Origin of the sequence: Streptococcus sp. 11-4097 (assembly GCF_018215285.2) — a bacterium.
GTDB lineage: Bacteria > Bacillota > Bacilli > Lactobacillales > Streptococcaceae > Streptococcus.
Map to the genome: position 1 here is coordinate 1,175,107 of NZ_CP185262.1, position 13,664 is coordinate 1,188,770.

The following is a 13,664-nucleotide window of genomic DNA, read 5'->3' on the forward strand; positions in this document are numbered from 1 at the left end:
TCTCCTTAATCTAATAATTCTTGTAATAAAGTATCAATCTCATCAAAGTCACTTTTATCGTCTCTTGTAGATTCTGCAAAAATATCTGACAGCTTTTCTTTCATCATTGAAGCAGCCATATCATGTCTTTCCTTAATAGTATTGATAACAGAATCTTTTTCAACTTGTAACTTTATACTCTTAACATCTAATAATTGATCTTGGATTACTAACATTTCATTATTTTGATCAATTTTCTTAGAATTTAGCTCGGAAATTTGTTTATTGACAATTTGCTGATCAATCATTTTTAGTACGAAAGCGCCAATAATTCCTGATAAAGTTGCTCCCATAAATGTTCCAATGACGCTACCGATTGTTCCCAAAAGTGGTATTGAAATAGCCAAAACTGGAAAACTTGCAGTGAGGGATGCTCCTAAAACTTCCCCAACTACAATTGCACCTGTAGCTGTTAAACCCGCAACAATAATTTTTCCAACCTCTAACATCATAATATCAAGGCTTTTATCTTTATTTTCAGGATTATTTATATAATCTATTGCTTCTTTCAAAGATTTCCAACCTTGGTGTATAAAGGTCCAGGCTTTAAGAACTGTATTAATTACAGGTCCAACTATTGCAGACGCAATCATTGTAACTACAGATTTACCGACATTTAATACATGATTTGCTAAGTTATTTACAAAAGATATGATAGCCTCTTTTATTTTATGAATAAAAGTCGATAAGTTTCTTTCTGTATCTTTTAGCCAAGAGATAAATTTAGAAATCAATTCTCGCAAAAATTCTGATAATAACTGTAAAAGCGCTGCTTTCAAAGCTTTTCCGGAAATTTTTAACGCCTCATCACGACGTGATTTTTTACCTGATTTTATAGCTCGCTTCTCAGCCTCATCTCTCACTCTGTCGTATTCCGTGCGTGCCTCTTTATCTTTCTCTCTTAACTGTTTCTCTTCTTTTGAACTAATATTATGGACTTCTCTAGCATATTGTCCCTTAGAGTTTGGATTATCGAATAATTCTGATGTAGATAAATCTCCTTTCGCTTGATTAACTTCACTCCTAATTTCGTTAAGATTAGCTTTACTATTTGCAAAAGCAATCTGCTCTTCTTTTGTCAAAAAAGCATTTGCTTTTGGATCACGTATAATCTCTCCAGCAGAAACTGTATGATCCATTTGGGTTCCTTTTTCTTTTGAACCTGTTGGCCTTCCGGTGTCAAATGGTTTTCTCGCTTCTTTGGTTAAAGTATTTACAATTTTACCTGAACGAGTTGAGTGTGTTTGAATATTCCCTAAGTTGTCTTTAACAAAATTATTTTGCCAAGTGTCGTATCTTTCTTGATAATTAACATCTCTATTATGGGTTGCAAATTTACCTTTTTCAAAATTTTCAGCAGTTTGTATATGTGCTTCTTTTCGTAAATCTAGGGTTTGTCCGTTGTTCTCTTTAATAAACTCATCACCAATTTGGGCAGCAAGTTGAAGTTGTACTTGCTCCCAGACTATATTCTCAATAGATTCTTGAAGGTATTCATTATTTTGTAATTTTTCCCTATCTAAATCAATTTTTTCTATATCTTTAATAAGATCTTTGAGATTATTTTCTAGAGAATTTTCTAAATTAAGCAATTCGTCGTATTCAATCTCAATATTTGATGATCGTAATGCGAGTAACTCATTCTCATTAGCCATAATACATTTCCTGTCAAATTATTTTTATACGCTTATTATACCATTTAGGCATAGATTCTGACAAGATGAAAAAAAGCCTTGTCTTTTATAAAACAAAGCTTATTTCATTATTTACCTCACCAAAACCAGCCTTCATTGTCGTCAATAGCTTGGGCTTCTTTGCGTTTACGTGGGCCTGTTCCGTACATTTCTGCTTCGATTTCTTCCTTGGTAGGCATGATAGAAGCTAGGATGATATAGATAATCACGCCAAGTCCAAAGTTTGCGACTGTAAAAATGGCAAATAAGAAACGAACAAGGGTAACATCAAAGTTCCACTTGTCTGACAGACCTGCCAAAACTCCTGAAATCATACGATTTCGTCTCATTTTATAAAATTTACTGTTCATGATATTTCCTCTTTCTGCTAGGTTAGACATAGTATAACACGGGTAGGCTCGGCTTTCATCAGTCCTCAGGCTGATTTATTAGTAGCAATTTACCTCGACAAAGTCCACAGCGATAGCGTTTGATATCAATCTTTCGCTTGCGATGATAACTTTGCTGGCAGGATTGGCAACGATAGAGCTTAATTGGTTTGGAGTTGCTATTTGGCAAGGTGGGCACAAAGCGTAATCCATCCACTGCTTTCAACAGTTCCTTAAAATCCCGATCCTTGTGTTGATAGCCCTTCCCTTGAAAATAGAGGTGATAATGACAGAGTTCATGGCGGACAATTTTCCTAAAAACATCCAGACCGAGTTCCTGATAAACCTTGGGATTAAAATCCAAATGCCCATCTTTGGGGAAAAATCGCCCACCTGTCGAACGTAGACGCCTATTCCACTGAACATGATGGATAAAAGGTTTGCCGAAGTCTTCTAGTGAAACCTGCTTAACGTAATCAGTCAGTTTCATTTGGAGCGAGGAGCGACAGATTGACTTTTTCACGTTCAGTATCGATTTTCTTAACCCAAACCGTTACCAAATCTCCGACTGACACTACTTGGCTAGGATGTTTGATAAATTTGCGACTCATATGGGAAATGTGAATCAAGCCGTCTTCGTGAATTCCAATGTCAACGAAGGCACCAAAGTCAACTACATTACGCACCACACCCTCTAGCTTCTGGCCTACCACTAGATCTTTGATATCTAGGACATCTTGGCGAAGCACAGGTGCATCAAAGGAATCACGGAAATCTCGACCTGGTTTGAGAAGGTCTGCAATGATATCTTTAAGAGTTTCTGGTCCAAGGTCTAGCTCTTGCGCCATTTCCTTGACTGAAAGCGACTTGAGTTTGCCTTGGGCTTCTTCGTTTAGGTCTTTAATATCTAAACGTTTGAAGAGTTCCTTAACGGCAACGTAATTTTCTGGGTGAACTCCTGTATTATCAAGGATGTTGCTACTTTCAGGGATACGAAGGAAACCAGCTGCCTGTTCAAAAGCCTTAGCACCCAGACGAGGAACTTTCTTGATTTGGGCGCGTGAAGTGATTTTTCCCTCTTCCTCACGGTATTTGACGATATTTTCAGAAATGGTTTTATTGAGTCCAGCTACGTGTGAAAGAAGAGCTGGGCTGGCCGTATTAATATTAACACCGACTTGGTTCACCACGGTATCCACGACAAAATCCAGACTTTCAGACAATTTCTTCTGGCTGACATCGTGCTGGTACTGACCGACACCAATTGACTTAGGATCGATTTTGACCAATTCCGCAAGGGGATCTTGCAAACGACGGGCGATAGAAATAGCAGAGCGTTTTTCAACAGTCAAGTCTGGGAACTCCTGACGAGCAAGTTCACTGGCAGAATAGACAGAAGCACCACTTTCATTGACGATGACATAACTAACCTCAGGAAAATCTTTAAGAACTTCTGCCACAAAGGCTTCACTTTCACGACTGGCCGTCCCATTTCCGATGGCAATGATTTCTACACCGTATTGACCAATCAAATCTGCCAAATCTTTCTTGGCTTCTTCGATTTGACGAGCTGATGCTGGTTTGACAGGATAAATGACCTGAGTTGTCAGCATTTTTCCTGTTGCATCCACGACAGCCAGCTTGGCACCTGTACGAAAGGCAGGGTCAAATCCAAGAACCACGCGCCCTTTCAGTGGAGCAACCAAGAGGAGATTGCGTAGGTTGTCCGAAAAGAGTTGGATAGCTCCTTCTTCTGCTTTTTCAGTTAATTCTGTCCGAATACGGCGCTCGATAGCAGGCAAGACTTTTTTCTTAACTGATTGCTGAACGACTTCATCTATATAGGCGTTTTTCACCTTGAAACGAGCTGCAAAGAAAGATAGAATGCGGTCTATTGCATGTTCAAAACCGACCTTCAAGACACCTAGCTTTTCTCCACGATTGAGAGCCAAGGTACGATAACCCTGCATATTTCCAACTGTCTCTGAAAAATCATAGTAAATTTGAAAAACCTGCTTTTCATCAAGACTTTCATCCTTGACTTGAGAAGTGAGTTTAGAGTGTCTCAGCACCTCTTGATAAGTTAGAGCGCGTAAATTGACATCTTCCGATAAGGCTTCAACCAAGATATCAACTGCACCAGCCAAGGCTTCCTTACCAGTCGCAAATCCTTCACAGACGAACTTTTCAGCTTCCTTCTCTAAGTCAATTACATTCTGCAAGATTAAGCGAGCAAGTGGAAAGAGCCCTGCTTCACGGGCAATAGTTGCCTTGGTTCGACGTTTTTCCTTATATGGAAGATAGAGTTCTTCTACGTCTGCTAGTTTTTCGGCAGCTAAGATAGCTTCTTCCAATTCCTTAGTCAGCTTGCCTTGCTCTTGAATCTTAGCCAAGACAGCTTCCTTACGGTCGTTTAGATTTGTCAGACTTTTATCCAAGTCAATAATGGCCTTAATCGCCACCTCATCCAGACTACCAGTCATGTCCTTGCGATAACGTGCGATAAAGGGAATAGTCGCCCCTTCAGCTGTCAAACTTAGAACAGTATCAATTTGCTTTAACGTCACTCCCAAATCTTGGGAGATTTTTTCATATTTTTTATCCATAAATCTATTATACCACAAGCTAAACGTTTCAAATTAGCTCTTACAGTATTTAAAAACAATATGTGGGGAATAGATTTATATGCTATAGCGCAATAACTTGTACTTAAAGAGCATTGCCACCTTTTTTTAACCAATCCATGACATCAAAAGTATTTAATGGATCTGGCATAATAGCTAGTTCTGAAAGATGTTCCTGACCTGGAATAACACATTGACTTTTTAAATTTTTATATGGACGATTGACTAAAATTAATTTATTAGAATAGGGAAGATTATCCATCTTACTTAAAATTTCTTCACTAGCTGAATCTTTATTATCAAATTTAAAATAGAGATTATCCCAATTTATACGTTTTTTTCTTTTTTCCCACTTAGTCCGTGCTTCTTCAATACTAGAATAATGTAAAAAGTGAATATCTATATCTCCTAAGTGCCCCAAAGGATAAACTTCATGAGTCCAGCTCGGTGAAATAAGTTCCTCTTCGAAAACAAGTTCTTGTTCCATATAGTAACGAAAATCCTTTGTAAGTTTATAATAATCATCAGGGAGAATAAATAAACCAACAAAAGGGGTTCTATATTGAAAACCAAGTTGTTTATAAATTAATCCGCCGACACAATTATTACTTATAATGGTAAAATCTAATCTTTCAAGATCAAGAAAAGGGAAAATTCCTTTCTCTGCAGCTATCAACTTATGATAAACAATTTCAGAATCTAAATGTTCACCGTCATTTTTTAACCAAGCACTAAAATTTGCTAATTCTTGAATATACTGTTTTTTCGCTATTTCTATATCATAGTCTTCTAAGACAGAGCAATCTTTGATTCTATTTTCATAATTTTCTAATATTATTTTGTAGGAGTCTTTTAGAGGTTTAGCATCTACAACAGGTTTATAGATATATGTCGGGAAATTAATATAGGTTGCAGTTTTAGAGTGAATATAAAGTCTCCAAATAAGGTTGTTTATATCAAATTGATTTATTTTTCGTAAAAGTTTACTATTGAATAATTTTCCGAACAATGAGCAATATTGTTTTCTAATTCGATGATCTGTATCATCCATCTTTTCTAAAACTTGATAGTTCGTTAAGTTTTTTGTCAACCAATTATCACCCCAAGGATAAAAGTAAAATACTCCATCAACCAAATCAGCAAAATTACCAAGAACAACATCAGAATCAGATAATTTTATCGCATGATACATCTTTTCAAATGTCCAATCAAATAGTGAATCATTTGAAGATAGAAACGTAATATAATCTCCTGTAATCATATCAGACAACTCAGCAAAAGAATTCTCATCTATAATCTTAATATTAAATGATAGATCCATCTGTTGGCTAATGGAAGCTATCTCCTCTGTAGATTGGTTTACAATAATAACTTCTATATCTTTTAATGTTTGTCTATCCACTATTGATAAAGACTCTAATAAACTATTTCTGTCTCCTTGGTGTAACAAAATAACACTAATTGAGTCAGTCAATTTGACTACCTCCTATAATTTTCTGATAATGATTTTCTTTTATTTAATTATAGCACAATTATAGTGTACATCATGTGATATCAAGCTGTATTATTTATTAGCTACTCAATTTGAAATTTTAACTTTTCCCTTTTCCTCAAAATAATAGTATAATAGGGGTAGAATTTAGAATCGAGGTACACCTATGGCTGTAAAATTTACAAAAACGGACGACTTAGATAAGATGTTTGAAGAGTTTGCCAAACTCCCTGATTTGAAACAAGTTACTTTCCCTGATGACAAAGAGAAAAAAGCCAAAGCAGAAAAGAAAAACTAGATGACTGCTTTCCAACAACTCCCATCTAGTGTGCTTCAGACTGGAGCCATTTTTCTCTCCATTATCATTGAAGCCCTCCCTTTCGTGCTGATAGGAAGTATTGTCTCAGGGCTGATTGAAGTCTATATCACACCTGACAAGGTTTATCATCTTCTCCCTCGAAATCGTTGGGGGAGAATCTTTTTTGGCACCTTCGTCGGGATACTTTTTCCCTCTTGTGAATGTGGAATCGTACCCATTATCAATCGTTTTCTAGAAAAGAAGGTTCCTAGTTACACGGCCGTTCCTTTTCTTGTGACTGCACCAGTCATCAATCCCATTGTTCTTTTTGCGACCTATTCTGCCTTTGGCAATTCCTTCCACATCGCCCTGTTACGAGCTCTGGGATCCATTGTAGTGGCTGTGATACTAGGAATTTTTTTAGGATTTTTCTGGCAAGAACCCATTCAAAAAGAAAATCGTCTGGCCTGTCATGAGCATGATTTTTCTCACTTGACTCCTGCAAAAAAAGTTTTTCAGGTCTTTGTGCAAGCTATTGATGAATTTTTTGATACGGGACGTTACTTGGTATTTGGCTGTCTCTTTGCCTCTGTTATACAGGTCTACGTTCCTACACGCATTCTGACCTCTATCAGTGCGACCCCTCTTTTTGCCATCCTGCTCTTGATGCTTTTGGCCTTTCTTCTTTCGCTCTGTAGTGAGGCGGATGCCTTTATCGGTGCTTCTCTTCTCTCGAGTTTCGGTTTGGCACCAGTTCTGGCCTTTCTTGTGATTGGCCCAATGCTGGACATTAAAAATATTCTCATGATGAAAAATTACTTGAAAGCACGATTTATCAGTCACTTCATAACGATTGTGACTCTTGTCGTCTTAGTGTATTCTCTCTTGATTGGAGTCATCCTATGATTCGATTTTTAGTTTTAGCTGGCTATTTTGAACTGACCATTTATCTCCATTTGTCGGGCAAATTAAACCAGTACATCAACATGCACTATTCCTATCTGGCCTATATTTCCATGGTGCTTTCCTTTATCTTGGCAATCGTTCAATTGTATATCTGGATGAAGCAAGTCAAAACCCACAGTCATCTGAATAACCGATTGGCGAAGGTGACAAGTATTGCTCTTCTGGCTATTCCAATTGTCGTTGGTTTAACCTTTCCAACTGTTAGCTTGGATTCTCAGACAGTGTCTGCTAAAGGCTATCATTTTCCGCTATCAGAAGGAACGGATCAAGCCATTCAGACTAGCGAAGGGACGACAAGCCAGTATTTGAAACCAGATACCAGTTCTTATTTCTCAAAAACAGCCTATGAAAAGGAAATGCGAACGGCAGCAGATAAATACTTGTCCCAAGATAGCATTCAGATCACTAATGAAAACTATATGGAAGTCATGGAGGCTATCTACGACTATCCAGATGAGTTTGAGGGTAAGACAGTTCAGTTCACGGGCTTTGTCTATAACGACCCCAGTCATGCTAATAGCCAATTTTTGTTCCGCTTTGGCATTATTCACTGTATCGCAGATTCCGGTGTTTATGGATTGCTGACTAAGGGAAATACCCGTCAGTATGAGAATAACACTTGGATAACAGCCAAAGGAAAACTGGTCAATCACTACCATAAAGAACTCAAACAAAACCTCCCAACTTTGGAAATCGAAAGTTTTACCAAAGTCGATAAACCAGAAAATCCCTATGTGTATCGCGTGTTTTAAAAAAGTAGCCTGGAAAGGGCTACTTTTTCTATTTAGAAATAAGAATCTAAAGTATGGATAATTTTATATAAAACTCCGATTTCCTACTCAGTATCCTTCCAATTCCGAGCAATTTCTTCATCTTTCTGGAGTTGATCTACCAGTTCTTCAACAGAGTCAAATTTGACCATTTCACGGACACGGTCTAGCCAGTAGACAATGACTGTCTCACCGTAAATGTCATCTGAAAAATCAAAAATATTGACTTCAAAACGTGGCTCTTCTCCATCGAAAGTAACATTTTTCCCGACACTCGCCATTCCACGATATCTTTTACGCTGCACTTCAATATCGACTACGTAAACACCATCTGCTGGCATATAGGTTCGATCTCTTAAAACTAAGTTTGCTGTTGGGTAACCGATAGTCCGTCCACGAGCATTGCCATGAACAACCATTCCACGTGACGGTAGAGGAGTGCCAAGTAAATGACCAGCTTCCCTGACATCTCCATCAAGAATAGCTTGACGAATACGAGTAGAACTAATTTTCCCCTTTTCATCCTCAACAGGTGGAACAATGATGATTTCTCCATCAAAATAGTCTTTCAAATCATCTGCAGTTTTCTTATCAGAACCAAATGTATAATCAAATCCCGCTACAATAATCGCTGGTTTTAATGCTCTAACATAGGTATCAAAGAACTCTTGACCCGTTAAACTAGCAAATTTACTACTAAAATCAAGTAAGAAAAGAGCCTCTACTCCATGCCATTTCATCTTATGTTCTCGTTCTTCATGGCTAACAATATGAAGCATTAATTCTGGCTTATAAGGCTGTAATGCGAGCTTAGGGGACTCTGTAAAGGTCATCACGACAACTGGAAGATAATCTTTCATCGAAGCCTTACTAGCTACTTCAAAAAGCTTCTGATGTCCCTTATGAATACCGTCAAAATAGCCTAATACAAGAACTGTTTTATCCGGTACTGCGATGTCTTTTTCATTTTTTATAGGTACTGTTGTAATCATGAAACTATTATATCATAGAGAAAGCCTTTTCGCTAAAAGGAAATCCCAAATGTCGTTTTTTGCCCCTGAACTGATCTTAAAAAATCATTCAAGATGTTATTTAAAAAATAGCATCCCCTAAGAGATGCTATCGTTTGGTAACTAGTCTACTGTTTCTTCTAAATCTTTTAACTTCACCGAAACAATTTTTGACACACCTGATTCTTGCATAGTCACTCCATAGATAGAATCAGCCGCTGCCATGGTTCCTTTACGGTGGGTTACGACGATGAACTGACTGTCCTTGTCAAAACGGTTGAGGTAATCCCCAAAACGCTTAACATTAGCTTCGTCCAGCGCAGCCTCTACCTCATCCAAGATAACAAATGGAATGGTCTTGACACGGATAATGGAGAAGAGCAGGGCAAGAGCTGATAAGGCTTTTTCACCACCACTCATGAGGTTAAGCGACTGGATTTTCTTACCTGGAGGTTGAACAGAAATCTCAACCCCAGCTGTCAGCAAGTCTCCCTCAGTCAAAATGAGGTCCGCCTGACCTCCGCCAAACATCTGCTTAAAGGTCACTTTGAAAGACTCACGAATGGCTTCAAAGGTTGATTTAAAGCGTTCCTTGACCTCATCATTCATCTCTGTGATAGTCTCAAGGAGCAGATTTTTCGCTTGCAAAATATCATCTCGCTGACTATTTAGGAAATCCAGACGATTGTGAACTTCTTCATACTGGTCAATAGCTTCCAAGTTGACCGGACCCAGTGAACGAATAGCCTTCTCTAAGTCCTTAACCTCTTGCTCTGCCAGATTGAGATTTTCAAGTTCATGAGCCTTTTCTAGTGCTTCAGTATAGCTAATCTGATACTGGTCTGTTAATTGACTTTGTAAATGGCGTAAGCGCTCGCTGACCTTTTCTTTTTTGGCTTCAGCACGTGTTTGCTTGCGAATCCATTCCTCATTCTGTTGGCGAGCCTGATCCAAATGACTAGCAATATCATCCAGTTGACCTTCAATATCATCCAACTCAAACTGCTTGCGAATCAAACCTTGTTGGAGGTTTGTTTTCTGAGTTTTGGCTTCTTCGGCCTGTTGACTGAGCAAATCCGTATCAACTTTTTCAATATTATCAACCTTTTCTTGAAGAAGGCGCTGGATTTCCTCTTGTTCGATATCTAAATTGTCCAATTCCTTGCCTAAACGCTCAATATCAGCCACTTCATAACGTTTTTGCCCTTGCAGTTCTGTCTTAAGCAAGCGTGCTTGCGCCACCTCTTCCTGCAAGTTTTGATAGCGTTCTTGGATGGCATTTTTGTTAGACTTAATCTCTTCAATCTCAGCTTCCAGATTTTGCTTGTCACTTGAAATAGTAGCAAGGCGCTCTTGGCATTTTTCCTTATCCGCTTGCCAATCTCCCTCAGAAAGACGATCTAATTCCTCTTCTTGAAGTTTCCAAAGAGTTTCCAGTTCGTCAACTTGCTGACTGGTTTGCTGATAAGCGATGGATAAGCCCTGCTCCTGAATACGAGCCTGCTCTCCTTGATATTTGATAGCTTCTAATGATTCGGTCAATCTAGCCATCTGGTCTTGTAAGGTCTTCAAAGCCACTTCTTCTGAACGAAGACTTGCTTCCTCTTCAGCAATTTCTTTTTGTAATTGCTCCAATTCTGGCTTGATAAAAATACTGTTATTTTGGCGATTGGCACCACCCGCATAAGAACCACCTGTGCGCAACTCTGTACCGTCCAATGTCACCATACGAACCTGATAACGAACCTGGCGAGCTGCTGCACGCGCATGTTCTACGGTATCAAAGATAGCCGTCGTAGCTAGCAAGTTCTTGAAAATGGTTTCCAGTCTAGTATCGAAAGTAACTAACTCATCTGCCATGCCCAAAAATCCCGGACTTGTAGCGATAGCATCTTGGTTCTGACTAGAAATCGTACGCGCCTTGATCGTTGTCAAAGGAAGGAAGGTTGCACGACCGGCTCTGTTTCGTTTGAGGAAATCAATCGCCTTGGTTGCCGCCTGTTCATCTTCTACGATGATATGCTGACTGCTGGCTCCTAGCGCAATCTCTAAAGCAGTTTGATAATGCACATCAAAGGTCAGGTGCTCACTGACTGCCCCAATAATCCCACCAAGGCGGTCTTTTTCTTGGAGAACACTCTTAACACCTGCATAAAAGTTACTATGATTTCTCAGGATATTTTCCAAACTTTGGGCTCTAGCCTGCTTGTTTTTGAGACTATCCAGACGGTCAAAGAGTTGACTTTGTTGAGCTTGATAGGAAGTTTTCTGTTCCTCTTGCTCCTTGGAACAGATTTGGTAATCTGACAATAATTTCTGAACTTGCTCCTTGGCAGTTTCAAGCTCTTCTTTTTGATGACTAGCCTTCTCTTTAGCTGTAGCTAACTGTTCTTTCAACTTTTCTAGTTGATCTGCTTGTTTTTGAGAAAGCTGACGACTATTTTCCAATTCATTCTCAATACGGGTCAGATGGTTTGAGACATCCGCTTCTTCTTGTAAAAGAGATACAAAGCGTTCACGTAAGAGCTCAATCATCTGATCTGGATCGTCTGAAAAAGCTAGCAATTCAGCTTCTAAACGATTGAGTTTTTGATTATTTTGGACTAGATTTTCTTCTAACAGAGCTAAAGAGCTTTCTTTATCAGATTTTTCTTTGCTGAGTGAATTTCTCTTATCCTCTAAGGCAGCCAAACGAACTTGTGCTTCCTGTTGATTCAGGGCTACTTGCTCGGACTCCAGTTTTGATAAGGCTAATTTTCTCTCTAAATCACTAATCAGACTGGTCAAGTCCATCAAACTTCCTTGATCTTTGGCCATTTCAGCCTGCAAATCTTGGCGTTGCTTTTTAAGAGTTTGATTTTCCTCTTCTAATTTTTCACGCTTTTGGTAATAACTAGTCAATAGTTCCTGAACCTGAGCCAACTCTTCTTCTGTCGAGTCTAGTTCAGCCTTATTTTCCTTGATTTGAGCAACCAAAACATCTAAATAAATGGCCTTACGTTGACCTTCCAAGTCTAGAAATTTACGGGCATTCTCAGCTTGCTTCTCAAGAGGCTTGATTTGATTATCCAACTCGTAGATAATGTCCTCTAAGCGGTCTAGATTATCTTGAGTTTGCTGCAGCTTGCTCTCAGTTTCTTTTCTGCGAGTCTTGTATTTTAAAACTCCTGCAGCTTCTTCGAAAATAGCACGACGTTCCTCAGGTTTGGAGTTGAAAATCTCCTCAACCTTCCCTTGGGAAATGATGGAGAAGGAATCTCGTCCCAAACCTGTATCCAAGAAAAGGTCATGAATATCACGTAGACGGACTTTCTTACCGTCAATCTTGTATTCGCTATCTCCACTACGATAGATATGACGTTCCACCCTGATTTCTTGACCAGCGTCCTTGATAAATCCGTCATGATTATCCAGAGTCACAACTACAGAAGCATAATTGAGTGGCTTGCGACTTTCTGTTCCAGCAAAGATGACATCTGGCATCTTGCCACCACGGAGACTCTTAACACTTGACTCCCCCAAGGCCCAACGCAGACTTTCTGTAATATTCGACTTTCCAGATCCATTGGGTCCAACAACTGCCGTCACACCTTGATCAAAGACAACCTTAGTCTTGTCAGCAAAAGACTTGAATCCCTGAATTTCGATTTCCTTTAAATACATGAATCCAGCCCTTTCTCAACGGCATTTTTGGCAGCTTCCTGCTCTGCTAATTTCTTAGAACGACCTTGACCTTGACCAATGCTCTTACCTTCAACTAGAACTTCTACATCAAAGACCTTATCGTGAGCAGGACCCGTTTCAGAAATCACCTGATAACGAATAGCCACATCCCCATTGACCTGAAGTAACTCTTGGAGATGGGTTTTGTAGTCTGTAATCATTTCAAATTCGCCTGCTTCAACCTTAGGAATCATGACTTGATAGATAAATTCCTTGACCTTGGCCACTTCCTTGTCCAAAAGAAGGGCACCAAGAAAAGCTTCAAAGGCATCACCAAGAATGGTGTCACGATTGCGACCACCAGATTTTTCTTCCCCTTTACCAAGTTTTATAAACTGGTCAAACTTGCAATCACGCGCAAAGCCAGCCAAACTTTCCTCACGGACAATCATGGCACGGAGTTTGGACAAGTCGCCTTCAGGCTTTTTAGGATATTTTTTATACAGATATTCTGAAATCAATAACTGTAGAACAGCGTCTCCTAAAAATTCCAAGCGTTCATTGTGTGAAATTTTTAAGAGGCGGTGCTCATTGGCATAACTCGTATGAGTAAAGGCAGTTTCCAGTAAATTTTTGTCTGCAAATTCGATTGCAAAACGGCTTTTTAGTACAGTTTGTAATTCTTTCATACCAACCTCTTTCTAACTGATAACAGTCCTTTTTATTATATCAAAAAAAGC

General features: G+C 38.9%; 11 protein-coding genes. 3 read left to right on the plus strand and 8 right to left on the minus strand.

Annotated elements, in window-relative coordinates:
- Positions 1–5: 5 nt before the first annotated feature.
- The 5 genes from KB197_RS05830 to KB197_RS05850 all read right to left on the minus strand — a co-directional run bounded on the left by KB197_RS05830 (position 6) and on the right by KB197_RS05850 (position 6,127).
- Positions 6–1,694, minus strand: coding sequence for a hypothetical protein (locus tag KB197_RS05830; protein WP_153210292.1), 1,689 nt, complete (start codon positions 1,692–1,694; stop codon positions 6–8).
- 116 nt (positions 1,695–1,810) lie between these two features.
- On the minus strand, positions 1,811–2,083 hold the full coding sequence (locus KB197_RS05835; protein WP_001085044.1) for a PspC domain-containing protein: 273 nt from the start codon (positions 2,081–2,083) through the stop codon (positions 1,811–1,813).
- Between the two features lie 58 nt (positions 2,084–2,141).
- Positions 2,142–2,591 carry a SprT family protein gene (locus tag KB197_RS05840; RefSeq protein WP_212573822.1) on the minus strand — a complete coding sequence of 150 codons (450 nt, stop codon included), beginning with the start codon at positions 2,589–2,591 and terminating at the stop codon, positions 2,142–2,144.
- On the minus strand, positions 2,578–4,707 hold the full coding sequence (locus tag KB197_RS05845) for a Tex family protein (RefSeq protein WP_212573823.1): 2,130 nt from the start codon (positions 4,705–4,707) through the stop codon (positions 2,578–2,580). The genes KB197_RS05840 and KB197_RS05845 overlap by 14 nt, the downstream gene beginning before the upstream one ends.
- A gap of 103 nt (positions 4,708–4,810) precedes the next feature.
- Positions 4,811–6,127 (minus strand): DUF1919 domain-containing protein, encoded by a 1,317-nt coding sequence (locus tag KB197_RS05850; protein WP_239667047.1) that lies wholly within the window; start codon positions 6,125–6,127, stop codon positions 4,811–4,813.
- 256 nt (positions 6,128–6,383) lie between these two features.
- Between KB197_RS05850 and KB197_RS05855 the strand changes: the two genes are divergently transcribed.
- The 3 genes from KB197_RS05855 to KB197_RS05865 are packed head-to-tail and all read left to right on the plus strand — an operon-like array spanning position 6,384 to position 8,233.
- Positions 6,384–6,515 carry an SPJ_0845 family protein gene (locus KB197_RS05855; RefSeq protein ID WP_004234728.1) on the plus strand — a complete coding sequence of 44 codons (132 nt, stop codon included), beginning with the start codon at positions 6,384–6,386 and terminating at the stop codon, positions 6,513–6,515.
- Positions 6,516–7,421: a permease gene (locus tag KB197_RS05860; protein WP_212573824.1), complete on the plus strand. Its 906-nt coding sequence runs from the start codon at positions 6,516–6,518 to the stop codon at positions 7,419–7,421.
- Positions 7,418–8,233, plus strand: coding sequence for a TIGR03943 family putative permease subunit (locus KB197_RS05865; protein WP_212573825.1), 816 nt, complete (start codon positions 7,418–7,420; stop codon positions 8,231–8,233). Before KB197_RS05860 ends, KB197_RS05865 begins: the two co-directional genes overlap by 4 nt.
- An 83-nt stretch (positions 8,234–8,316) precedes the next feature.
- Here KB197_RS05865 and KB197_RS05870 read toward each other — a convergent pair whose 3' ends face one another.
- The 3 genes from KB197_RS05870 to rnc form a co-directional block, all read right to left on the minus strand.
- The gene (locus KB197_RS05870; protein WP_064276083.1) at positions 8,317–9,243 is read right to left on the minus strand and encodes a bifunctional riboflavin kinase/FAD synthetase; all 927 of its coding nucleotides are present in this window, start codon (positions 9,241–9,243) and stop codon (positions 8,317–8,319) included.
- Positions 9,244–9,384: 141 nt separating this feature from the next.
- Positions 9,385–12,924, minus strand: a complete 3,540-nt coding sequence (gene smc / locus KB197_RS05875; RefSeq protein WP_212573826.1) for a chromosome segregation protein SMC — start codon at positions 12,922–12,924, stop codon at positions 9,385–9,387.
- The gene (gene rnc, locus KB197_RS05880) at positions 12,915–13,613 is read right to left on the minus strand and encodes a ribonuclease III (RefSeq protein WP_212573827.1); all 699 of its coding nucleotides are present in this window, start codon (positions 13,611–13,613) and stop codon (positions 12,915–12,917) included. Before rnc ends, smc begins: the two co-directional genes overlap by 10 nt.
- Positions 13,614–13,664 lie beyond the last annotated feature (51 nt).

Bases quoted from the DNA above. Each gene is read 5' to 3' on its own strand.
- KB197_RS05830 (WP_153210292.1), bottom strand. From the start codon at position 1,694: ATGGCTAATGAGAATGAGTTACTCGCATTACGATCATCAAATATTGAG.
- KB197_RS05835 (WP_001085044.1), bottom strand. From the start codon at position 2,083: ATGAACAGTAAATTTTATAAAATGAGACGAAATCGTATGATTTCAGGA.
- KB197_RS05840 (WP_212573822.1), bottom strand. From the start codon at position 2,591: ATGAAACTGACTGATTACGTTAAGCAGGTTTCACTAGAAGACTTCGGC.
- KB197_RS05845 (WP_212573823.1), bottom strand. From the start codon at position 4,707: ATGGATAAAAAATATGAAAAAATCTCCCAAGATTTGGGAGTGACGTTA.
- KB197_RS05855 (WP_004234728.1), top strand. From the start codon at position 6,384: ATGGCTGTAAAATTTACAAAAACGGACGACTTAGATAAGATGTTTGAA.
- KB197_RS05860 (WP_212573824.1), top strand. From the start codon at position 6,516: ATGACTGCTTTCCAACAACTCCCATCTAGTGTGCTTCAGACTGGAGCC.
- KB197_RS05865 (WP_212573825.1), top strand. From the start codon at position 7,418: ATGATTCGATTTTTAGTTTTAGCTGGCTATTTTGAACTGACCATTTAT.
- KB197_RS05870 (WP_064276083.1), bottom strand. From the start codon at position 9,243: ATGATTACAACAGTACCTATAAAAAATGAAAAAGACATCGCAGTACCG.
- smc (WP_212573826.1), bottom strand. From the start codon at position 12,924: ATGTATTTAAAGGAAATCGAAATTCAGGGATTCAAGTCTTTTGCTGAC.
- rnc (WP_212573827.1), bottom strand. From the start codon at position 13,613: ATGAAAGAATTACAAACTGTACTAAAAAGCCGTTTTGCAATCGAATTT.